Source organism: Mongoliibacter sp. (genome assembly GCF_007692705.1).
In the GTDB taxonomy this organism is placed as follows: Bacteria; Bacteroidota; Bacteroidia; order Cytophagales; family Cyclobacteriaceae; genus Mongoliibacter.
Window position 1 is genome coordinate 19,298 of record NZ_REBN01000161.1, and the last position, 21,905, is coordinate 41,202.

Annotated in this window: 20 protein-coding genes; 13 read left to right on the forward strand and 7 right to left on the reverse strand. The window is 39.9% G+C overall.

Features of this window, described 5'->3' with window-relative positions:
- The first annotated feature begins 6 nt into the window (after window positions 1-6).
- From EA341_RS10465 to EA341_RS10475, 3 genes are read left to right on the forward strand one after another with little or no spacing between them, the layout of a single operon-like run.
- A complete protein-coding gene (locus tag EA341_RS10465) occupies window positions 7-1,491 on the forward strand; it encodes a nucleoside hydrolase-like domain-containing protein (protein ID WP_293013876.1) in 1,485 nt (494 codons plus the stop codon).
- 12 nt (window positions 1,492-1,503) lie between these two features.
- Window positions 1,504-2,529, forward strand: coding sequence for a nucleoside hydrolase (locus EA341_RS10470; RefSeq protein ID WP_293013878.1), 1,026 nt, complete (start codon window positions 1,504-1,506; stop codon window positions 2,527-2,529).
- 8 nt (window positions 2,530-2,537) lie between these two features.
- Window positions 2,538-3,536, forward strand: coding sequence for a GRP family sugar transporter (locus EA341_RS10475; protein ID WP_293013879.1), 999 nt, complete (start codon window positions 2,538-2,540; stop codon window positions 3,534-3,536).
- On the opposite strand, the gene EA341_RS10480 is transcribed toward EA341_RS10475, so the two are convergent.
- From EA341_RS10480 to EA341_RS10490, 3 genes are read right to left on the reverse strand one after another with little or no spacing between them, the layout of a single operon-like run.
- Window positions 3,533-4,570 (reverse strand): ABC transporter ATP-binding protein, encoded by a 1,038-nt coding sequence (locus EA341_RS10480; protein ID WP_293013881.1) that lies wholly within the window; start codon window positions 4,568-4,570, stop codon window positions 3,533-3,535. The genes EA341_RS10475 and EA341_RS10480 overlap by 4 nt on opposite strands.
- A gap of 9 nt (window positions 4,571-4,579) precedes the next feature.
- Window positions 4,580-6,217: an iron ABC transporter permease gene (locus EA341_RS10485; RefSeq protein ID WP_293013883.1), complete on the reverse strand. Its 1,638-nt coding sequence runs from the start codon at window positions 6,215-6,217 to the stop codon at window positions 4,580-4,582.
- Between the two features lie 9 nt (window positions 6,218-6,226).
- Window positions 6,227-7,291: a Fe(3+) ABC transporter substrate-binding protein gene (locus tag EA341_RS10490; RefSeq protein WP_293013885.1), complete on the reverse strand. Its 1,065-nt coding sequence runs from the start codon at window positions 7,289-7,291 to the stop codon at window positions 6,227-6,229.
- 99 nt (window positions 7,292-7,390) lie between these two features.
- On the opposite strand from EA341_RS10490, the gene EA341_RS10495 reads away from it, so the two are divergent.
- The 3 genes from EA341_RS10495 to EA341_RS10505 all read left to right on the forward strand — a co-directional run bounded on the left by EA341_RS10495 (window position 7,391) and on the right by EA341_RS10505 (window position 11,458).
- Entirely contained in the window at window positions 7,391-8,323 is a 933-nt protein-coding gene (locus EA341_RS10495) for a hydrogen peroxide-inducible genes activator (protein WP_293013888.1), read from the forward strand.
- A gap of 177 nt (window positions 8,324-8,500) precedes the next feature.
- Window positions 8,501-9,631 carry a BamA/TamA family outer membrane protein gene (locus EA341_RS10500; RefSeq protein ID WP_293013890.1) on the forward strand — a complete coding sequence of 377 codons (1,131 nt, stop codon included), beginning with the start codon at window positions 8,501-8,503 and terminating at the stop codon, window positions 9,629-9,631.
- 678 nt (window positions 9,632-10,309) lie between these two features.
- Complete coding sequence (locus tag EA341_RS10505) at window positions 10,310-11,458, forward strand: DUF4221 family protein (RefSeq protein WP_293013892.1); 1,149 nt, start codon at window positions 10,310-10,312, stop codon at window positions 11,456-11,458.
- A 188-nt stretch (window positions 11,459-11,646) separates the two neighbouring features.
- Here EA341_RS10505 and EA341_RS10510 read toward each other — a convergent pair whose 3' ends face one another.
- Window positions 11,647-12,657, reverse strand: coding sequence for a dipeptide epimerase (locus tag EA341_RS10510; protein ID WP_293013894.1), 1,011 nt, complete (start codon window positions 12,655-12,657; stop codon window positions 11,647-11,649).
- Window positions 12,658-12,746: 89 nt separating this feature from the next.
- Between EA341_RS10510 and EA341_RS10515 the strand changes: the two genes are divergently transcribed.
- The 3 genes from EA341_RS10515 (at window position 12,747) to EA341_RS10525 (ending at window position 15,619) form a co-directional block, all read left to right on the forward strand.
- The gene (locus tag EA341_RS10515) at window positions 12,747-14,222 is read left to right on the forward strand and encodes a M14 family zinc carboxypeptidase (RefSeq protein WP_293013896.1); all 1,476 of its coding nucleotides are present in this window, start codon (window positions 12,747-12,749) and stop codon (window positions 14,220-14,222) included.
- A 27-nt stretch (window positions 14,223-14,249) separates the two neighbouring features.
- Window positions 14,250-14,981, forward strand: coding sequence for an SIMPL domain-containing protein (locus EA341_RS10520; RefSeq protein ID WP_293013898.1), 732 nt, complete (start codon window positions 14,250-14,252; stop codon window positions 14,979-14,981).
- A gap of 176 nt (window positions 14,982-15,157) precedes the next feature.
- A complete protein-coding gene (locus EA341_RS10525; RefSeq protein WP_293013900.1) occupies window positions 15,158-15,619 on the forward strand; it encodes a DUF1456 family protein in 462 nt (153 codons plus the stop codon).
- A 61-nt stretch (window positions 15,620-15,680) separates the two neighbouring features.
- On the opposite strand, the gene EA341_RS10530 is transcribed toward EA341_RS10525, so the two are convergent.
- The 3 genes from EA341_RS10530 to EA341_RS10540 form a co-directional block, all read right to left on the reverse strand.
- The gene (locus EA341_RS10530; RefSeq protein ID WP_293013902.1) at window positions 15,681-17,252 is read right to left on the reverse strand and encodes an Rne/Rng family ribonuclease; all 1,572 of its coding nucleotides are present in this window, start codon (window positions 17,250-17,252) and stop codon (window positions 15,681-15,683) included.
- Between the two features lie 185 nt (window positions 17,253-17,437).
- The gene (locus EA341_RS10535; RefSeq protein WP_293013904.1) at window positions 17,438-18,256 is read right to left on the reverse strand and encodes a tetratricopeptide repeat protein; all 819 of its coding nucleotides are present in this window, start codon (window positions 18,254-18,256) and stop codon (window positions 17,438-17,440) included.
- 20 nt (window positions 18,257-18,276) lie between these two features.
- Window positions 18,277-18,585: an HU family DNA-binding protein gene (locus tag EA341_RS10540; RefSeq protein ID WP_293013906.1), complete on the reverse strand. Its 309-nt coding sequence runs from the start codon at window positions 18,583-18,585 to the stop codon at window positions 18,277-18,279.
- Window positions 18,586-18,746: 161 nt separating this feature from the next.
- Between EA341_RS10540 and mutY the strand changes: the two genes are divergently transcribed.
- From mutY to EA341_RS10560, 4 genes are all read left to right on the forward strand, one after another.
- On the forward strand, window positions 18,747-19,820 hold the full coding sequence (gene mutY, locus EA341_RS10545; RefSeq protein WP_293013908.1) for an A/G-specific adenine glycosylase: 1,074 nt from the start codon (window positions 18,747-18,749) through the stop codon (window positions 19,818-19,820).
- Window positions 19,821-19,871: 51 nt separating this feature from the next.
- On the forward strand, window positions 19,872-20,318 hold the full coding sequence (gene ssb, locus EA341_RS10550) for a single-stranded DNA-binding protein (protein ID WP_293013910.1): 447 nt from the start codon (window positions 19,872-19,874) through the stop codon (window positions 20,316-20,318).
- A 63-nt stretch (window positions 20,319-20,381) separates the two neighbouring features.
- Window positions 20,382-21,731: a gliding motility-associated protein GldE gene (gldE, locus tag EA341_RS10555; protein WP_293013912.1), complete on the forward strand. Its 1,350-nt coding sequence runs from the start codon at window positions 20,382-20,384 to the stop codon at window positions 21,729-21,731.
- The coding region (locus EA341_RS10560) for a hypothetical protein (protein ID WP_293013914.1) at window positions 21,712-21,905 on the forward strand (194 nt) is incomplete at its 3' end. The genes gldE and EA341_RS10560, both read left to right, overlap by 20 nt.

A 21,905-nucleotide genomic window follows, 5' to 3' on the forward strand; every position in this document is an offset into this window, starting at 1 on the left:
AATCAAATGACCAAAAGCCTACCTTTTCTTCCTATCTTGATTTTATTCCTAATCGCTTGTGAATCTACGGATCAAAAGGGGAAGGTTTTGGAAAAAGAAAAAATCCGAACAGTAATTCTGACGGATATGACCCATGACGATGGCAATTCTTTAATCAGGTATTTGTACTATGCTTCTTATTTTGATTTGGAAGCCATGGTAGTCACCAATCAGCTTCCTGACTTTAAACACGACGAAACGGGGCCTTGGGATAAGGCCATGTCTATTTTAAGTGCTTATAAAGACGAGTTACCTCAACTGCACAAGCATGATCCGGATCTACCCGAATATGAAGATTTGATGGCAATAACCAAACAAGGACGAGGAGCATTGCCTATTGTTTGGCTAACCAATACATTGGAATTTTCTGACAACATAGCAGAACGCTATGTGACAAGTTCGTGGGATTCTGTGTATTACCATGATTGGATTGGTGAAGGAATGACCCCTAATCAGGAACCTAAAGATTCTGAAGGCAGTGACTTTTTGGTAGAGATTTTCGAAAAGGATGATGAGCGGCATATTTTCGTACAAGCTTGGGGAGGAACCATCACCCTTGTGCAGGCAATGTATCGTTTTCGCGAAAAACACGGTGAAGAAAGATTCAGAGAACTGCTTCCAAAGATTCACTTGTTTGGAATACTTTTTCAGGACATCTCCTTCGAGTTTTTTGCGGATTTTGTAAAAATGCAGGAGGAAACCTGTGCAGACTTTGGAACGGCCATCCCCACCTATGGATATGAACCAGTTACATTGGGTTCAGTAATGTATGACAATGGACACTTTTGGCACTACGTATGGAGCAGGGATCCCAACTGGAAAAAGCCCGTAAGTCCTGCGGATGTTAATGGTCATGGACCCATGTCCGAGATTTATGACAATGGCGGTGAGGGAGACAGTCCTTCCTATTTTTACCTTTTGAGTTCAGTCTTTGGATTGAATGATCCGCTTGACCCCACTCAGGGAAGCTGGGGTAGTTTGTTTAAACCTATGGGAAGTAGTTTTCCTGAAAACTACTATGCTACCTGTGATGTAGCACAAGAGGAACTGAGCAGATGGGATATGGCAGTTACAAACAGTTTTAAAAACCGTCTACTTTGGTCTGTGAAAGAGCCTGGAGAGGTTAACCGCGAGCCTGTAGCCGTAATCACTGACTATCCTTCGGATCAGATTATCAAACTATCTGTAGCACCGGGAGAGGAAGTCACCTTAGATGCCACTTCATCTTATGATCCAGATGAAGATGCTCTTTCCTTCAATTGGTTCAGGTATAATATGGCGGATAGCTATACGGGAAATTTCGAAATATCATCTCCCTCCCAGCCCATGCAAAAACTAATCATACCCAAGGATATTGGAAATTCAAGCATACACGTGATACTGGAAGTGGAAGATAATGGAACCCCTTCACTCACCACTTACAGAAGAGTAATTATAGAAGCACAAAAATAAACCTAAAAGCACATGAAGAAGTACTATCTCTTACCGATTATCTGCATACTGTTGTTATGCTCCTGCCAGCAGGAGAATAAGGAAGCTAAACAATCTGAAGAAGAAGCAAAGCCAAAAATAAGGTTGATTTATGATACCGATGCCAACAATGAGCTGGATGACCAGTTTGCCCAGATGTATATACTGGTCAATGGCGAAACCTTTGACCTGGAAGGAATAACAGTCAATGCGACTTTTAATGGTGGCGACATAGATGAACAATACGAGGAAGCCAAGCGAATTCTTCAATTAGGTCAGCGATATGGGCAGATACCTCTACTGAAAGGAGCAGATGGTTCATTTGCCAATATCAAAGAAACTATCAGTGACGCTGATTTTGACGGAAAAGCAGGAGTGGACTTTATTATTGAGCAAGCTAATCGGAGTCATGATCAGGAGTTGATACTGCTCGCTGTCGGTAAGCTGACCAATGTAGCATTGGCTTTAGAAAAAGACCCTAGCATTGCCCAAAAGATGAGGGTAGTTTGGTTGGGTTCCAACTATCCAAAACCAGGCGAATACAATCAAGATAACGATACGGTTTCCATGAATTATGTCTTGAATACTAACGTTCCATTTGAAATGGTGACGGTGCGTTATGGAGAGCCCAGCGGAACAGATGCCGTAAAGGTCACCCAATCCGAAATCAATGATCAAATGCCCGGCATGGGGCCTCAAATTGAAGACCCCATCACAGGCCGTCATGGAGGTGAGTATTATAATTTTGGAGACTATGCAGTCAGCCTTTTTCAGCATATAGATTATCATGGTGACCCTCCCTCAAGAGCATTGTTTGACATGGTAGCTGCAGCAATTTTAAAAAACCCAAAATGGGGAGAAAAATCAGAAATCCCTGCACCGATTTTGATAGACAACCAATGGGTGGAAAGACCAGATAATCCAAGAAAGATCTGGGTTTGGGAAAATTTCGATAGAGATGCCGTCATGCAGGACTTTTATCAGACGCTGGATAATTACAAATTAGTAGACCCTAAATAAGCCTTGTCATGTATATCATAGAATCATATTCACTGGCTGTAGTTTTTTGTATCATTACGATGCTATGTTGGGGTTCTTGGGCAAATACCCAAAAACTTGCCGGGTCTTCTTGGAGATTTGAGCTTTTCTATTGGGATTATGTGATAGGAATCGTCCTTTTGTCCCTGGTATTTGGGCTGACACTTGGAAGCACAGGGGATGCAGGAAGGAGTTTTATGGAAGATCTTTTTCAGGCTGATTCCAAAAGCTATACCCTCGCATTTGTTGGAGGTGTCGTGTTCAACTTAGCCAATATTCTTATAGTGGCAGCGATTGCCTATGCTGGCATGTCTGTAGCTTTTCCGGTTGGAATCGGACTTGCTCTCGTATTGGGTGTGGTTGTCAATTATATTTCGGAAAAGCAGGGAGACCCCTTACTATTGTTTTTTGGGGTGGCTTTAGTTGTGATGGCGATCGTCATGGATGCCTTTGCCTATAAAAAGCTGGCACAGAGTTCCCAAAAGAGTCCGAAGGTAGGTTTGATGTTGGCTTTGGCAGGAGGGTTTTTGATGTCCTTCTTTTACTTTTTTGTAGCCCAGTCTATGTCTTTGGATTTCAGCAATCCAGCAGGAGGAAAGTTCACCCCTTATGGGGCTGTATTCATATTTTCCATAGGAATACTATTCAGTAACTTCATTTTCAATACCATATTGATGCGCAAACCCATAGAGGGAGGTCCACTAAAAGCGACAGACTATTTCAAAGGGGGGCTTGGGGTACACTTGGTAGGAATTCTTGGAGGGATAATCTGGTGTGTTGGGATGTCGTTTAGCATCATAGCAGCAGAAAAAGCCGGTCCTGCCATTTCATATGGACTTGGTCAGGGTGCAACTTTAGTAGCTGCATTTTGGGGGGTATTTATCTGGAGAGAATTTAAGACTGCACCCAAAAACACCAATTTCCTTTTGGGAGGAATGTTCCTCTTATTTATAATTGGGCTTTCCTTGATCGTGTATGCGGGTGTTTAAAATGCGGCTTCCACATCGTATTTCCATAGGTAAAAAAAGGCCCTTTCCATTCCTTCAAATGACCGTCCGGGATTGGTCCGGATGGTTACCCTTTTGCCCTCTTCATCGGCTAATTTTACCATTTGATGGCTTCCAAAATAGGAAATTTTGACAATCCTACCGCTGAGTTGCTGCCCATCTCTCCGAACCACTTCCCCATGTTCAGGCCGGAATATCAGCCTGACTTTTTCTTTGTACTTTTTTGCTAGAGGATCAGTAATAAACCCAAAAGTGGTGTGAAAACCATCTTCTCTCGGCACAGCCATGATTTCATTTCTTTTACCGAAAAAATTGGCTACGTAAGGGTTGATAGGGGTTTCATAAAGGTTTTTTGGAATATCAATCTGCTGAAGGTATCCCTTGTGGAGGATGGCAATTCTATCTGCGGTAGATAGTGCATCCTTGGTGTCATGAGTCACAAAAATTGCGGTGACTCCTGTCTTTTTGATGATTTGACGAATTTCTTCCCGTACCTGATCTTTGAGCATGGCATCAAGATTACTGAAAGGCTCATCCATCAAGAGTATTTTTGGGTTGGGCGCGATTGCCCTAGCCAGTGCAACACGTTGCTGTTGTCCGCCAGAAAGTTGATGAGGATACTTTTCATAATCATCGGTGAGTCCTACAAGTTTAAGGGTATCTTTGGCTACCTGAAGCGGGTCACTCACGTTTTTTTTGAGGCCGAATTTCACATTTTCCAAAATGGTCAAGTGTGGAAATAAGGCATAGTCTTGAAAAACCATACCCACCTGTCTTTCATGTGCAGGTACTGACCTTTTGCCTTCTACTATCACCTGACCCATCAGGGAAATGCTTCCTGCATCGGGGTGCTCTAATCCTGCAATCAATCTCAGTACAGTGGTTTTGCCAGAGCCACTTTCACCGATAAGCGCTAGTATTTCTCCTTCTTCCACCTCGAAAGAAACATCATTGACGGCAAAATCTTTTGCCTGTTGGTATTTTTTTGAAATTTGCTTGAGTGAAAGAATCCTCATCCTGTTTTTCTAAAGTTCTCTTTTTTTGATCAGCCTATTAAGGAAAATGATAGGTATGATGCCAGTCAGGATAATGATCAGGGCAGCATTGGCAGACTCAGCGATCATTTCGTTGGTAGCCATATCAAATGCCTTCGTAGCTAAAGTTTGATAGTTGAATGGGCGCAGGATCAAAGTTAAGGGTAATTCTTTCAATACATCTACAAAAACCAGCAATATCCCAGAGATTAGACTGGTTTTGATAAGTGGCAAATCTATTTTCCAGAGGGTTTTGGTACTTCTTGTTCCTAAAAGCCTACTTGCTTCATTGACGTGAATTCCTATTTTTTGAAAGCCTGCTTCCACAGGATTGTAGCCTACTGCCATAAACCTGACTATATAAGCAAAAACTAGGGCAAATAAAGTTCCCGATAGAAATAAGCCGGCTGCTTTTGAGGAAAGAAAAGTAGCAAAAACCCATTTGTCAAAAGCCAAAAATGGTATCATCACTCCTACAGCAATCACTGCTCCAGGTACTGCATAGCCTAGCGTGGCTATCTTTGTAATGTTTTTAACCCACCTAAATGGACTTAACCTTAAGGCATAAAGTAAAACAATTGAAAGGATAACGATCATTACCCCACTTATGGCAGCTAGTCCAAAACTTCTGAAAATCAACAGGAAAAAATCCTGGTTGACTACCTTGGAATAGGTCATGCTTACCCAGTGTAATAACTGAAGAAAAGGAAAAAGGAAACTTAAGAGGAAAATAGAGCCACAAAGTGCTGTATAAAAGATTTTCTTTCCCAGGGTAGGATGCAACCTAACCAAAGGCTTTTGGACATCTTTTCCCGAAGAATATTGCCTGTTACCTCTTTGGATGGACTCAAGGTATAATATGACAAATACAAAAACCATAAGAATAGCGGCCAAGTAAATGGCAGTGCCTGCATCTCCCATGGAAAACCAAGCCCTGAAAATCCCTGTGGTGAAAGTGCTTACTCCAAAATATTTTACTGTTCCATAATCGTTCAACACCTCCATGGATGCCAAAGCAATCCCGGCAACTATTGCCGGCCTAGCCATAGGTAAGGCTACTTTAAAAAAAGTCTCAAACCTGTTACTGCCTAATAAAAAAGAGGCTTCCTGCAAAGTCTTGCTCTGCTGTACAAAAGACGACCTCGAAATCAAAAATACGTACGGAAAGAGCGTAATGGAAAGGATGAATATGGCACCTGGCAAATTCATAATATCCAATAAGCTGCCCTTGATGTGTATGTCAAAGCTGTTTCTTAAAAACACCTGTATGGGCCCGGTATAGTCCAAAATACCCACGTAGGTATAGGCCATGATATAGCCGGGAAATCCAAGTGGCAGAATCAGCAACCATTCAAAATATCGCCTTCCTGGAAATTCATAATTGGAGACTAGCCATGCAGTGCTTACGCCCAAAAGAAAAGTGAGGGCAGCTACCCCTAATAGGATAAGGATAGTGTTCTGAAAATAACCAAAAAGGAGATTGTTCGCAATATGCGACCAACTCCCTCCTGGTTTTTCAAATAATTTGAAGAAAATGGTAAATAATGGTGTAGCTATCAACAGCAAAATCAGCAATGAGTAGCCAGTCCACTTATTCCACCAATAATAATTGCGTTTAACTGTATTCAAAACTCCGGGTTATTTCCAGCCTACCTGATCGAAGATGACCACTGCATCACTGTTGTTATCGCCCAATACTGAAAGGTTAAGGTCATCTGATTTAAAATCACCCCAGTTTTTCAACATTGGTGAAAATTCCACATTTGGATTGACAGGGTATTCAAAGTTGATATTTGCCAAAAATTCTTGTGATTCAGCATTAGATAAGAATTCAATAAGTTTGATTGCATTTTCTTTATTTGGAGCATATTTTGTAACTCCAGCACCTGAAATGTTGATATGCGTGCCTCTGTCATCCTGATTAGGGAAGAAAATTGCAATTTTTTCTGCAGCTTTTCTTTCTTCTTCATTGGAGTCATTCAACATGATTCCGATATAATAAGTATTGACAATTGCTACATCCCCTTCACCTGCTGCAACTGCTTTGACCTGATCCCTATCCGAACCTTTTGGGTCTCGGGCCATATTGGCTAAAAGTGCAGTGGCCCATTCTTGAGCACCCTCTTTACCATGATGAGCAATTACAGATGCCAAAAGGGATTGATTGTAAATGTTCTCAGAACTACGTGTAAGTACTCTACCTTTCCACTCAGGCTCTGCCAAAGCTTCATAAGTGCTAAGCTCTTCAGGATTTACCCTTTCTTTGCTGTAAGCTAAGATCCTAGCCCTGTAAGTCAAACCAAACCAAAATCCATCAGGATCTCTAAATTTGGAAGGAATATTGGACGCCAAAGTTTCTGAAGAAACCGATTGAAGCAATCCTTTTTCTTCTGCCCTATGCAACCTTCCAGCATCTACTGTAATCAAAACGTCAGCAGGAGAACTTGCTCCTTCGAGTTCCAGTTTTTGGATAAGTTCATCAGCAGAGGCAGATACGACATTTACCTTGATGCCGGTGGCTTCGGTAAACTTGTCAAACAGCTGTTGATCTGCTTCGTAATGTCTATGCGTATACACATTGACTACATCTTCTTTTTCTCCGCTTCCGCAGGAAAACAGGATGGCTCCGAATATGGTTATTAGTGTTGTTTTTAGGATTGTTTTCAACATAATAGATATCAATTTGAAGGCGAAATTAATCATTATTTAAATCAAATCTAAATAAAAAGAAAAAGATTTTTATATTTGCCACACCCGGTAAAATGGGCTTCTATACAGTATGGTGGCTTTTTTCTAAATATTATGACAATCCAACAGCTAGAGTATATCATCGCAGTAGACAAGCAAAGGCATTTTGGTCATGCGGCAGAGTCCTGCTTTGTGACCCAGCCCACACTCAGTGCCCAAGTAAGTAAGTTGGAAAGGGAATTGGATGTGATCCTCTTTGACAGAACAAAAATGCCTGTGATTCCAACAGAGATTGGTATGCAGGTAATAGAACAGGCAAAAAGGGTGGTTTCTGAAAGTAAGGGGATATATGAACTTTTGGCGCAGCTAAAAGGGGATGTAAGTGGTGTGATCAAAATAGGCATTATTCCCACCTTGGCACCTTATCTTCTTCATAGGTTTATCAAATCGTTTTTGGAAAAATTCCCCAAAGTCAAATTGCAGGTGGAAGAAAACGTGACAGATGAAATTCTTCGAAAATTGAAAAACGATGAGTTGGATTTGGGAATAGTTGTTACGCCTCTTTCCGAGCCAGGAATTGTGGAGAAGTCCATTTTTTATGAAAAATTCTACGCCTATTTATCCAAAGACCATAAGCTCTTGGAAAAAAAGGAACTGAAAGTCTCTGACTTAAAACCTGAGGATATGTGGGTGCTTCAACATGGACATTGTTTTAGAGACCAAGTACTTAATCTTTGTGACCAAACCAAGTTTGAACGGATGAACTTCCATTACGAAAGTGGATCGTTAGAAGGCTTGAGAAATATGGTTAATCAGTACACAGGGGTAACTCTATTGCCTGAATTGGCAACCATTTCTTTAAATGAAGAAGAAAGAAGTAGGTTGAGGAAGTTTGAAGGCGAAGAACCTACGAGAGAAGTAAGCATTATTTTGACCAGGAGTTTTTTGAAGAAAAAGCTTGTAGAATTACTTTATAGGGAGATTTCGGATAATATTCCCCAAGAGATGACCTCCAAAGCATATGGCAAGATGGTCAGGTTCAAATAGCAGGTATGGCCTAAACTGAAAAATAGGATGATCCTTTATTAGACGATTTAGAACTTTGGCTTTACATTTCTTATGTTTATAAGAGTTTTCTTTTTGTCAAAGGAACTTAGCATGATGTCCCCTCACTCCTTATAGAGATACTCCCGGTGTATGCTCGATTTCAATTTTATGAATGCCATGGTTAAAAGATTACTGATACCCCTGCTCCTTATTCTGCTTTCTGCAGAATACGTTCAGGCGCAGAGTTTTTTTTCCCGGTACATCAATAGTATTTTAATGGATACTTCGGATATCAGTAAACCCCAATTTTTGGTTTATCCAACCATTGCTTATGCACCTGAAACCAGCTGGGAAATAGGTCTTTCCTCCCTTTATGTATATTACGCTAAGAGAGATACCACCAACAGGCTCAGTGAAATCAACGGCTTCACTTTTGTTACTCTTGAAAATCAATACGGGATTTGGTTTGATCATGCTATTTATTCTGACTTGGATAAATGGTTTTTTTTGGGGCGGATACGGATTCAGAGTTTCCCTCTTTTTTACCATGGGATAGGCATGGATTCCCCGAAGGATTATATTGCTTTGGTCGATGCCAATCAGGTTCTGATCAAAGAGAGGGTGCTTCGTGAACTGAGGAAAAACCTATATTTTGGTTTGGAATTTGATTACCAAAGGATTTCGAGCGTGGATTTCAAAATTGCCAGTGAACAGCAGAATATCAATCTTCCTCTTGGCAACGAAGGTTCAGATAATTTTGGTTTGGGTTTGGGGCTGGTTTATGATGATCGCCATAATGTCCTCAACGTACGCAAAGGGATTTTTTCCGAGTTAGCCTACCTCAAATATATGCCGGCATTCAGCGACTTCGGCTTTCAAACCATCATATCAGACAATAGGATTTACCGACCTGTTGGCAAAAATAATGTCATCGCGGCACAACTTCTTGGGCAATTCAATACGGGAGAGGTTCCCTTCAATCAACTGGCCTTAATGGGTGGTGACAGTATGATGAGGGGCTATTATCTAGGTCGATTCAGAGATAGAAATCAAATCGCTACGCAGGTAGAGTTCAGGATGCTGCCATTGCCTTTAGGTTTTACCGATAGATTGGGGGCTGCTGCTTTTGCAGGAGCAGGAACAGTTTTCCCTGATTTTTCCAAGGCAGCGATTCATAAAGTAGTCTGGTCGGCAGGTGGTGGATTACGTTTTTTACTTTTTCCCAAAAAAGATATCTATACCCGGCTTGATGTGGCTTTCACGCAGGAAGGAACCGGGTTTTATTTCTTTATTGGAGAGGCTTTTTAGGTAAGGGAGAAAAAAGGGTTCACGCATAACTTGTCCCGAATCGGGATTGCGCAGAAGGCAAAGAGAGTGAAAAGCTTCACCATGCCATGTCGAACGGAGTGAGACATATTTCCCTCAAGCCGTTCGTGGAGACAGGAACAGCGGCCGCAGACATCTGTGGAAATCTGTGTGGATCAGCGGTTAATTAAAGATCTGAGGATCACTGAAAATAAATTAACCACACATGGCGCAGATTAACACAGATTTTGAATGGTGCAGTTGTATCAACAACATTCCGAAGTTAGGGAAGGGATATCGCCGCAGTGAGTGTCTTCACTCACTGCTTGCATATTCTTTTATTTTTTAGTCCCGAGGAACTTGTTCCGAGAATCGGAATCACGCAGATATTCGCAGATTTATTTCTTGCAACGAATCCGCAACGTGGATATCAGCGAAAATCATCGATATCTTGAGCCTACGGAGAAGCCAAGGTCTTACCAACGGCATATTTCCATTTGGTACAACACCACCGCTTCAGAAAAAGAAAATTTTTAAACTATAAGTTGTTGGATGTTTTATAGGTTTCGTTTAATATAGAGGGGAGTTTTAGTTTAAACTTTATTGTTTACCAAATTTATAATCCATTTTAGGTAAACTTTTAATTAGCTTCTTTTTGAGAAATCAAAAACCACAGCAACTATGAAAAAGCTGATTTTTGGACTTTCAGCGATCTTTTTGGCCGCATGTGGAGGCAATGACGGTAAGGAATCCGGAAATATTTATCAAGACCTTACCATCAGTATGGATACGGTGATGGTGGATGCCGGGGAAGATTTTCTGTACTTGAGGGAAAATCTTTGGCTTTCTGATATTTCAGCAGATGGCAGATACCTTTTCAACTTCAACAGAAACGATGCCGTGCTTGAAAAAATTGACTTGGATAGGCTTGTTTTAGATAAGAAGATCAAGTTTGAAAAAGAAGGCCCAAACGGAATAGGAACATTTATTTCCAATTTTTCCATCACCTCGGAGGAACAAATTATGATCTGGTCTTATGGACTAAGTGCTGTATTTGACCAGGGTGGGCAACTGGTAAAAAACCTAAATCTTGATAAAATCACTGCGGATGAAATCAAGGAATCGGATGCATTTCTGATGGCACTGTATGAAAACCCCAATGACAAAAACCGGTATGTTGGATTTTACATTAAATGGGAGGACAGAAGTTATTTTTTATTAGATCTGGATATTGACAAAGAAACTTACAAAAAAATCGAGCTTCCAGAATTAAAAAATCTAGATGACTATGCTGTTGAGCTGATGTATGAAGGTCAGTTTGTAGGTGCTTTTGGCACAGGAACGCACAGCCTAGATGCAGGAAATATAATTGTAGTAAGCAATTTGGTTTTTAATGAAGCCTACATACACGATTTTTCATCAGGTGGCCTAATGTTTAAGTCTTGGGATGGACCCTTGATAGGAAGTAAGAAAACATACATCCCTCCAAAACAGGTAGATTTCCAGTCAAGCCAACACTGGGAAGTCAGTAAAAAAATTGATGAGGACATCAATTATGGAAAGATGCTCTGGGATCCTAAAAACGAACGTTACCTCAGGTTTTCCACCATGGAAAAATTTGGAGATGATAAGGAAGAAAACGGAGCCTTCAAGCCAATTGGAGCAAATGTTTTTTTAAGTGTTTTTGACAAGGATTTTAATTTAGTGGCTGAGTCATTGGTGCCAAATCTGAATAAAAAGCCGCTAAAACATTTTGTCAAAGACGGGCAGATTTGGATTTTCGAGAATATGGATGATGAATTGGCATTTTTAAAGTTATCAGTTGAATAGAACTTTCACTTCAAATATTTACTGATTTCTTTAACTTTTCAAATCAAGCTTGATCAGTAAATTCAATCTGGTAGCTCATAAGCCTATAGTTTTTTACTACAATATCAATCTATATCCAACCGGCATGTGAATTTGAGATACATGGTAATTAGTATCCCAATATCCATAAATATCATTTCCAATATCCTTTAAACCAACTCCGCCCCTATTCCATTTCCTTCTGGAAATGTGACTTTTTCAGGGGTAATTTTCACCCCTTTGGCGATATCTTTGGAAAGCAACATTGCTCCATCCATATCCACATAATCCAAAAGCGGAGCAATATGCGCAATGGCAGTGATGCCTACGGAGGATTCTGTCATACAGCCTACCATTGTTTTCATGCCAAGTGATTTTGCCTCTTCTATCATGCGTAAAGCAGGGGTGATTCCTCCTGCCTTTACCAATTTGATATTGATACCATGAAAAAGTCCCGAACACTTTTTTACATCAGACTCTACGATACAGCTCTCATCGGCGATGACGGGCAGTTTGGAGTACTTAAAAACCTCCTTCATCCCCTCCAAATCATCCTTCCCCAAGGGTTGTTCCATAAATTCCACATTGAGCTTTAGCAATTCTTCAGAATAAAGAATTGCTTGGTCGGCTGTCCAGGCACAGTTGGCATCAATGCGGAAAACGGAATTGGTATGTTTCCTCAGTTCCCGGATGATTTCAAGGTCATGATCAGTTCCCAGTTTGATTTTATACAATGGCCAATCCACCTCTTTCATCTTCTCTACCATTTTTGCTACGTTGTCTATTCCGATGGTAAAGTTGGTGGTTGGTATTTTTTTTGGATCCAAATTAAGGTACTCATACAATTTCTTCCCTTTTTTCTTTGTGTAATAGTCCCATGCGGCCATATCCAAGGCGCATTGAGCAAAGGGATTTTTAGAAAAATCATCTTTACATAAATCCCAAAGGGCAGCAGGATTTTCCCAATCCAGGGATTCGACTTTTCTTGTAACTGCCTGCAGGTTTTCACAGATATTTTCTGCTGTCATCCCATAAAACGGGTTGGTGGTGGTTTCACCAAGCCCATAAAAGTCCCCATCCTCCAATTTGACAATCACTGTATCCTGTACATCACGGCTTTGATGGGCGATCGTAAAGGTGTGTTTTAGGGGTAGATCTTTAATAAAATACGAAAGCTTCATTTTTAAATTTTTCTGAATATGGCAAAAGTAAATCTATTTTTTTGGCTAAGTTCCTAACTTAGCGTAATAAATACAAGCAAACTTAGTTTATGAAAGCCAATATCTTCTCTTATACTGCCTTATCGTTATTTTCAATATTGATTCTCTTTGGAGCTTGTCAGCCTGAGAAAAAATTCCAGGAGTTGGATTCTTCGCAACTTTTTGATGCCTATGAAAAGTACAAAGAAGAAAGTGTTTCGCAAAGGAGGTTTAAACATGCTGAGGTGATGCCATTGATCAGGGACAGAGCGAATGATGATTTTCAGGTAGAAGAAATCGGAAAATCTGTGGAGGGTAGAAGCATATTTCAAATGACTTGGGGGAATGGCCCCACCAAGGTGATGCTTTGGTCTCAGATGCATGGTAATGAAAGTACCGCTACCATGGCCCTGTTTGATCTTTCCAATTTTATTGAAGGAAAAGATGATGACTATGATGAGCTGAGAACTTTTTTGAAAAATGAACTGACCATACGATTTATCCCCATAGTAAATCCTGATGGAATGGACAGGTGGATCAGAAGAAATGCACTTGACATTGACCTGAATAGGGATGCAATCAGCCTTGCTTCTCCGGAAGCAGTATTGCTGAAAAATGCCAGAGACTCATTTTCTCCGGAATTTGGCTTCAACTTACATGATCAATCTACATTTTACACTGTAGGAGATACCGAAAAACCTGCTACAATCTCGGTTTTGGCGCCTGCTTTTAATTATGAGACGGAAGTAAATGACGTAAGAAAAAGGGCTATGCAGGTAATTGCAGGCATGAATGAATTATTGCAGGAAGTGGTACCTGGTCATGTAGGTAAATACAACGATGCGTTTGAACCTAGAGCATTCGGAGACAATATTCAGAAATGGGGAACAAGTACCATTCTTATTGAGTCAGGTGGATTTCCAAACGATCCCGAAAAACAGGAAATAAGAAAATTGAATTTCTTGGCTATGCTGCATGCATTACAGCAGATAGCCAATGAAAGTTACGGGAAGTACAGCCTAGAAACTTACTATGCGATCCCTGATAATTCCTTCCGCCTGATGGATGTGATTATCCGCAACCTCCAGCTCAGCAAAGGTGTCTTCCAGTACAAAGCCGATATTGGAATAAAGAGAAAAGAGTCTGACGTAAAGGGGGATTTTTATGTTACGGGTTCCATAGATGATATGGGAGACCTATCCATTTTTTACGGGTATGAAGAATTGGATGCGTCAGGTTTTGAAATTGTACAGGGGAAAGTATTCGAAGAGACTTTTGAGAGTTCAGACGCAATCAGTAAGGAGAAATCTTTTGAACTTCTTCGAGAGGGCTTTTTGGCTATAAAAGTGAAGGAAGGTGACGAATTACACGGATTGCCTTTATTGGTACTCAAAAATCAAACTGAGATTCCCGAAATGATAAGTATTGGAAATGCTCCCAATTTTTTCCTAGCCAAAGACGGAGAGTTGAAATTTGCCTTGGTGAACGGCTACCTGATAAACTTAGAAAATCCCAAAGAGGTGGATTTCAAGCAAAGATTAATGTAAATTGACGAAGTCATTTAATCCCTATCTATGAAAAAGCATTTATCAGCCTTTATTTTTTCCTTGGCTATTATTGTGGCTTCAGCTTTACTAGGTAATGCTTTTATCAATAGGCATCAGCGTTCTGGCGCCATTGAAGTCACCGGCTTGGGGCAGCAAAATTTCAGTTCTGACTTAGTCGTCTGGGAAGGGAATTTCAGCAGAGAAAATTTAAATATACAAAATGCTTATGCAGATTTGGAGAAGGATCGAAAAGCTGTCCTTGAATACTTGGTTTCAAAGGGAATTCCTGAGACACAGGTCATTTTTAATGCAGTCAACACCAATCCTATGTATGAGCAAAATTATAGCAGTACGGGAAACTATATAGGACAGACTTTAAGAGGTTATCAGCTCAATCAGTCTCTTCAGATAGAATCCAAAGACATAGAAAAAGTAGAACAGGTTTCAAGAGAGGTCACAGAACTTTTGCTCCAAGGAGTCAAATTTTATTCTCAAGCACCCAGGTATTATTACACCCAATTAGAAAGTCTGAAAATAGAGATGATTTCCAAAGCTACCGAAGATGCGAGATTGCGGGCGGAAAAAATCGCAGAGAATTCGGGGGCTACTTTAGGTAAATTGATTTCAGCCAACATGGGTATTTTTCAGATTACCGGCCAAAATTCCAATGAGGAGTATTCCTGGGGAGGGACCTTCAATACAAGTTCAAAAGAAAAAACAGCTTCTATTACCATGCGTCTTAGTTATTCTGTCCGGTAAATACCCTTTGAAAAGGGAGTTCTTGAGGACTTGAGTTGACAGAAATTACATTACTTGAGTCCATAGCGTTGATTTTTTCAGTTTGATTGGGTATATCTCCCCTGCGTCCAAAAATTTCCCATTAATGAAATCTGAAATCCTTCGGGAATTTTGCTCAGTACGGTTTAAATTGCAATATGAATAACAATGATATTTTAAAGTCTCTCAGGTACACCTTTGATTATGGTGACGATCAAATGATAAAGCTTTTTAAGCAGGGAGGAAGAGAAACCGACAGGGAAGAGGTAAGCAATTGGCTCAAAAAAGAAGAAGATGAAGCATATAAGCCGATTTATGATATAGATTTGGCCGCTTTTTTAAATGGGTTTATCATCAAGCATCGTGGCAAACAGGACGGAAAAGAACCTGTCCCTGAAAAAAGGCTAAACAATAACACGATATTCCGAAAATTGAAGATAGCCTTGGAACTTAAGGACGAGGACATTCTTCAGATCCTTGATGATGCTGATTTCAGATTTTCCAAGCATGAATTGAGTGCAATTTTCAGAAAACCCACTCAAAGCCAATACCGGGACTGCAAAGATCAGGTTTTGAGGTATTTTTTGAGGGGACTGCAGGTAAAATACAGAAATGACTAAAACTGAGGCTGGGTTTAATTTACAACTGACTTTTTTCTAAAAAAGCATAAAAAAAGCGAGACTATTCAGTCTCGCTTTTTACAGTTAGTTCTATTTCTTCACCTGATTCGTCTAGGAATCGGTATTCCGTCACAGGTAGGGAAGAATCTTTTATCAGTTTTACCCACTTAAGGTATTTGAAAAACCACTTTACTCTTTGTGAAATCAGCCCATTGGTGAAGTAGGCATAAAGATAAGGGTGTAGACCAATGTGGATGTTAGAAACATTTTGAATAGTAGCTATGTGCTCAAGGTCTTTTTCCAATTGATCAGCCACCAATATAGAGGCTTGGATCTTTCCTGTTCCATTACATGAAGGGCAGGTTTCCTTGGTGACAATGTTGACTTCCGGTCTTACACGCTGCCTGGTAATTTGCATCAGACCAAATTTGGTCAGTGGCAGTACAGTGTTTTTGGACCTATCATCCGACATTTCACTTTTCATGGCATCAAAAATAGCTTTTTTGTTATCAGCTTTTTTCATGTCTATGAAGTCAATGACGATGATTCCTCCCATATCCCGGAGGCGCAATTGTCTGGCAATTTCTTTAGCTGCGACCAGGTTGGTTTTTAAAGCCGTCATTTCCTGTTCGCTTTCCTGGTTGGACTTGTTTCCACTGTTTACGTCTATAACGTGAAGGGCTTCAGTATGCTCAATAATGAGATAGCCACCCTGTGGAAGACTTATAGTCTGACCAAACAAGCTTTTGATTTGCTTTTCTATTCCAAAATTTTCAAAGAGCTTTGCTTTTCCGTTGAAAAGCTTAACTATTTTTTCCTTTTCAGGGGCAATAGACCTGATATAAGACCTGATTTGATCATAGATCAATTCATCCTCTACGGTGATTGCATCGAACGATTCGTTGAGTAGGTCTCTGATAATAGAGGAAGCCATACTCATCTCTCCAATTATTTTATCCCGGTTTTTGGCTTTGTTGAGCTTCTTCATTCCATCTTCCCAAGTAGTCAGGAGATTTCTCAGATCTTTATCAAGTTCTGTAACTGACTGACTTTCGGCTACCGTTCTGATGATAACACCAAAATTGGCAGGTTTGATGGAGGTAATGAGGCGAACCAATCTTTTTCTTTCTTCTGCACTACGAATCTTTTTAGATACATTGACAGTGTCGGAGAATGGTACCAAAACCAAATAGCGACCGGCGATGGAGAGCTCACACGATAGTCTTGGCCCCTTAGTGGAGATGGGTTCTTTGACCACCTGCACCAAAACCTGATTGTTTTTAGAAAATACATTGGAGATTTTTCCAAGCTTTTCTATATCAGCTTCTTTCTCAAATCCTTTAAGATTGACATTTGGGTAATTGTTGTTTCGGACCAGCTTGGTAAACTTGTTGAGGCTGTTGATCTGAGGACCCAAATCCTGATAATGCAGGAAAGCATCCTTGTCATACCCCACGTCAATAAAAGCTGCATTCAGCCCATTGACGATTTTTCTGACTGTCCCTAAGTATATATCACCTACTTTGAATTGGTTTTCTCCACCTTCTGAGTGGAGTTCTACCAGATTCTTGTCCTTGAGAAGGGCAATTCGACTACCGCTTTGAGTAGAATCAATTAATAATTCTGTGCTCAATCGTGTCTGATTTTAAAATATAAATGAACGTGTTGTGTAAAAACTCAAAAAGAAGAAGTAATTAATTACTTCTTCTTATGTCTGTTTTTTCTAAGTCTCTTCTTACGCTTGTGCGTAGCGATCTTATGTCTTTTTCTTTTTTTACCGCAAGGCATATTTTTAAAGATTTAAAGTGGAACAATTATTTATAACCTATCAAGATAGCTCTGAACACTTGCAAGGACCATAGGGTCTTCGGTAATGTTTTTTACTTCCTGAAATTGCTTTTTTGCTTTATTGTTTTGTTTGGACTCAAAGTAGCTGACAGCGAGATAGAACTGACCTTGAATGTTATCTGGATGAAAACGTACAAGTTCTTCAAATCGTTCGGCAGCCCTCTTATATTGGCCTGATTGCATAGAAAGTACTCCCATATTGAATAAACCATCCTCGTTGGTGGGGTCCGCTTCAAGTATTTCCCTAAGCATGGTGATGCCCTGCATAGGATTGTTGGAAGACACATATGTCATGGCAACCTTGGTCTTTAAGTCCAATCGTGAAGGATCTTTATCCAACACTTTATTTAAATAGCTCCTTGTTTTGTCTGCAAGATAAGCTATTTTTTGTTCGTTTAAGGCAAATGTATAGGCTTCATAATATGCAGTACCTGTTTTTTCCCATAGCTCTTTGTCTTCAAACTTTAGAGCTGCGCGTTCCAGATAGTAGGCTGCGGAATCAAATTTTCCAGCCTGCTCATATTCTGATGCCAATGATTCTGCCAAAGAAATGACTTTTTCCCTATCAGACTCCTTTTCCATCCTTTCGGTCAAAGAAGAGATCTTGTTTCGGATATCAGGGGAAATTTCAGCATCATGAAGAACCGTCGCGTCTGGTGCTTCGCTATCTGAATCGGCTCTGATTTCCGAATTTCCTTCATCGTTGTCCACTACAGCAGTAGGAAGCGAAAATAGAATCGCAATACTGACTACTCCAACAATTAGAACAATGATTTGGGATTTTTTCATAAGGAAAAAAGCACTCAGGATTAATCCTGAGGTGCCAGTTCTTTAATTTTTTTACTGTTTTTTATCTTTTCGATAAATACTTTGGATGGCTTAAAAGCCGGAACATAATGCTCATCGATAACAATAGCGGTATTTTGAGAGATGTTTCTCGCAATTTTTCTCGCTCTCTTCTTGTTGATGAAGCTTCCAAATCCTCTTACGTAAATATTCTCGCCTTCTGCCATGGAATCTTTTACCACTTTGAAGAATGCCTCAACAGTTTGAGTTACATCGTCTTTCTGAATGCCGGTTTTATCCGAAATCTTGGTGATTACTTCTGCTTTAGTCACTGTTTAATTAATTTAAATTATTATCAAATAAGCTTAACGACCTATTAACCAACTAATTTTGGGACTGCAAATTTAACGGAAGCAATTCAATATAAAAACAAAAAGCCCAAAATAAGATTGAATTGTTTAACATTGCCATCACATTAAAAATTCATAGCGTTTTGAGTTTGCACCCTTTTGTCAATACTTTATTGGACTGGTATCCCCAACACAAAAGGGATTTGCCATGGAGAAATACGAAAGACCCGTACATCATTTGGTTATCAGAAATCATTTTGCAGCAAACCCGTGTAGCTCAGGGGCTACCTTATTTTTTGCGGTTTGCGGAAAATTACCCAAAAGTTGAAAACCTTGCCCATGCTCCGTCCGAAGAAGTGATGAGGTTATGGCAGGGGTTGGGTTATTACAGCAGGGCAAGGAATCTTCACGAATGTGCCAAAATGGTTGTGGATGAATTCGGGGGGAATTTTCCGGAAAATTATAAAGAACTGCTGCAATTGAAGGGCGTAGGTACTTATACTGCTGCAGCGATTGCTTCATTTGCCTTTGGACAAACTGTTGCAGTTGTAGACGGAAATGTGTTTAGGGTACTATCAAGATACTTTGGCATCAGCACTGATATTGCGAGTCCTGCCGGAAAACGAGAATTCGAAGATTTGGCGAATATGCTTATTCCAGATGAATTCCCTGGTACATTCAATCAGGCAATCATGGAATTTGGTGCACTACAGTGCACTCCCAAAAGCCCAGATTGCTCAGAATGTCCACTTAGAACAGGATGTATAGCCTTTAGAGAAAAAAAGGTTGCTGAACTCCCGGTTAAAATAAAGAAACTCAAAATCCGGGAAAGGTATTTTAAGTATGCCCATATTACTTGTGGGGATTTCATCGTTGTCAAAAAAAGAGGAGAAGGAGATATTTGGCAAGGTTTATTTGATTTTCCCATGGCTGAAATTGCGGATAAAAGCCAGCTAAAGGAATATTTACCCGACTTTGTTTCTGAATTAAAAAAACTTGGGACACTTAATGTCGAAAAATCTTCACATACTTATAAACATATCCTTACCCATCAAAGAATTTTCGCCAACTTTGTAATGTTTGTGATTGACCCCAGTCAGATTAAACAACTAAATGATTGGACAAAAGCATCAGGATTTCAGTTAGTAGAGTCCTATAAGCTTGAGGCTTTAGGAAAACCCAGACTGATATTGAAGTATTTGAACGATGAAAAATAATACTTAATTTTAATCATAAACTTTTTGTTAAACCTTTAAACAATTAACGTTATGGCCGGAGTAAATAAAGTTATTTTAGTAGGCAACTTAGGGGCAGACCCAGAAGTGAAGCATTTGGAAGGCGACAAAGTAGTTGCAAATCTAAGATTAGCAACCACCGAAGCTTACAAAGACAAGATGGGAAACAGGGTAGAAAATACCGAATGGCACGATCTTGAGCTCTGGGATGGTCAGGCAAGAATTGCTGAACAATACCTCAAAAAAGGTAGTCAGCTATTTGTGGAAGGAAAAATCAAGTCAGATACCTGGCAAGATGAGCAGGGTAATAACCGTAAAAGGATGAAGATCCGTGTACTGAGTTTTACCATGTTGGGGGGAAGGCCTGACAATGCAGGCGGTGCACCGCAAGGTGGTGGATATAATCAACAAACAGCAAAAGCGGCAGCGCCAAGCGCGGTCTCTGAAGGCCCGGAAGAGGAAGATGATTTACCCTTCTAAGCCAAATAGTTGAAGAATTGATTGGGAAATGTTTAATTTTGCAATCATCATCTTAATAAATTGATGGACGACCCATACCCGAGTATTACATTGCTGGCTGAAATCAATCAGGTTTCGGTCAGCTATCTTATATTAAATGCATTAATTTTTGTCTCGTTGCTTATATTCTCTGGCCTTGTGTCAGGATCTGAGGTTGCTTTTTTCTCCCTTAGCTCAGAAGATTTAAAAAATATTCAAGATAAAGCTGATACCAGATCTTCACGGGCAATATCCCTTATCGAATCTCCAAAAAACCTACTCAGTACCATATTGATCCTCAATAATATGATCAATATCGGCATGGTAACGCTTACCACCTTTTTGGCTTGGACTTTATTTGGATTTAATGCGACAGGAATATTGATCATTGTGGTCCAAACCATAGGTGTTACTTTTGCGATTGTTTTCTTTGGGGAAATTGTACCCAAGGTGTATGCCACAAAAGCCAATGTAGAGTTTTCACTCTTGATGGCGCCATACATTTATTTCTTCTCTATAATCCTAAAGCCACTCACGTTTTTACTATTGTCCATATCCAATGTCATAGAACAAAAAATAGAACGGAAAGGGTATTCACTATCTGTTGATGAATTGAATCAGGCTTTGGAAATTACCACAGAAGACACCTCAGAAGAGGAAAAGGACATATTGAAAGGCATTGTAAACTTCAGTACACTTTCGGTCAAACAAGTAATGCGCTCCAGGATGGACATTACCGCAGTTGATATGGATATGGACTTTCATGAACTGATGGATAAGATCAATAAGAGCGGCTACTCGAGGATTCCGGTTTATAGCGAAACCATCGACAATATTGAAGGAATACTCTATATCAAGGACTTATTGCCCCACATTGACCATGACGAGGACTTTCAGTGGCAAAGCTTGGTCCGGAAGGGTTTTTTCATTCCCGAAAATAAAAAGGTAGACAGCCTGTTGAAGGACTTTCAACAGAAAAGGGTGCATATGGCCATAGTAGTAGATGAGTATGGAGGTACATCCGGCTTAGTGACTTTAGAAGACCTAATCGAAGAGATCATCGGAGAAATCAATGATGAGTTCGACGATATCGAAGACTTTTTCTTTAAAGCTATTGATGCGAAAACGTTTATTTTTGAAGGTAAGGTATCACTGAATGATTTTTGTAAAAAGCTTGAAATTGATGCCCAGATCTTTGACGATGTCAAAGGAGAAAGCGAATCTCTTGGCGGTTTGTTACTGGAGTTGAATTCCAATTTTCCAAAGAATGGGTCAAAAATCAAGTTTGATATATTTGAATTTACGGTCATGGCAGTAGACACCAAAAGAATCAAAAAAGTAAAGGTTCACCTTCTTACAGAAGAAAAACATATTGGTGGAGAAAACCACGACTAGTCAAAACCCAACCAAAGATTATTTTGAAGGTTTTGCCTTACACAGTATTATTGATTTTTCAATGAAACAAGAACTTTCTTGTCTGATTCCCAAAAACAACAATTACATAAAAAACCTGAATTATTTTTTAAAAAAATTATTTGAAACCAGGTTTTGTGAAAATTACAGTTATTA

Bases quoted from the DNA above. Each gene is read 5' to 3' on its own strand.
- EA341_RS10515 (WP_293013896.1), top strand. From the start codon at position 12,747: ATGAAAGCCAATATCTTCTCTTATACTGCCTTATCGTTATTTTCAATA.
- gldE (WP_293013912.1), top strand. From the start codon at position 20,382: ATGGACGACCCATACCCGAGTATTACATTGCTGGCTGAAATCAATCAG.
- EA341_RS10495 (WP_293013888.1), top strand. From the start codon at position 7,391: ATGACAATCCAACAGCTAGAGTATATCATCGCAGTAGACAAGCAAAGG.
- EA341_RS10525 (WP_293013900.1), top strand. From the start codon at position 15,158: ATGAATAACAATGATATTTTAAAGTCTCTCAGGTACACCTTTGATTAT.
- EA341_RS10480 (WP_293013881.1), bottom strand. From the start codon at position 4,570: ATGAGGATTCTTTCACTCAAGCAAATTTCAAAAAAATACCAACAGGCA.
- EA341_RS10465 (WP_293013876.1), top strand. From the start codon at position 7: ATGACCAAAAGCCTACCTTTTCTTCCTATCTTGATTTTATTCCTAATC.
- EA341_RS10490 (WP_293013885.1), bottom strand. From the start codon at position 7,291: ATGATTAATTTCGCCTTCAAATTGATATCTATTATGTTGAAAACAATC.
- EA341_RS10520 (WP_293013898.1), top strand. From the start codon at position 14,250: ATGAAAAAGCATTTATCAGCCTTTATTTTTTCCTTGGCTATTATTGTG.
- ssb (WP_293013910.1), top strand. From the start codon at position 19,872: ATGGCCGGAGTAAATAAAGTTATTTTAGTAGGCAACTTAGGGGCAGAC.
- EA341_RS10505 (WP_293013892.1), top strand. From the start codon at position 10,310: ATGAAAAAGCTGATTTTTGGACTTTCAGCGATCTTTTTGGCCGCATGT.
- EA341_RS10470 (WP_293013878.1), top strand. From the start codon at position 1,504: ATGAAGAAGTACTATCTCTTACCGATTATCTGCATACTGTTGTTATGC.
- EA341_RS10510 (WP_293013894.1), bottom strand. From the start codon at position 12,657: ATGAAGCTTTCGTATTTTATTAAAGATCTACCCCTAAAACACACCTTT.
- EA341_RS10535 (WP_293013904.1), bottom strand. From the start codon at position 18,256: ATGAAAAAATCCCAAATCATTGTTCTAATTGTTGGAGTAGTCAGTATT.
- EA341_RS10475 (WP_293013879.1), top strand. From the start codon at position 2,538: ATGTATATCATAGAATCATATTCACTGGCTGTAGTTTTTTGTATCATT.
- EA341_RS10500 (WP_293013890.1), top strand. From the start codon at position 8,501: ATGGTTAAAAGATTACTGATACCCCTGCTCCTTATTCTGCTTTCTGCA.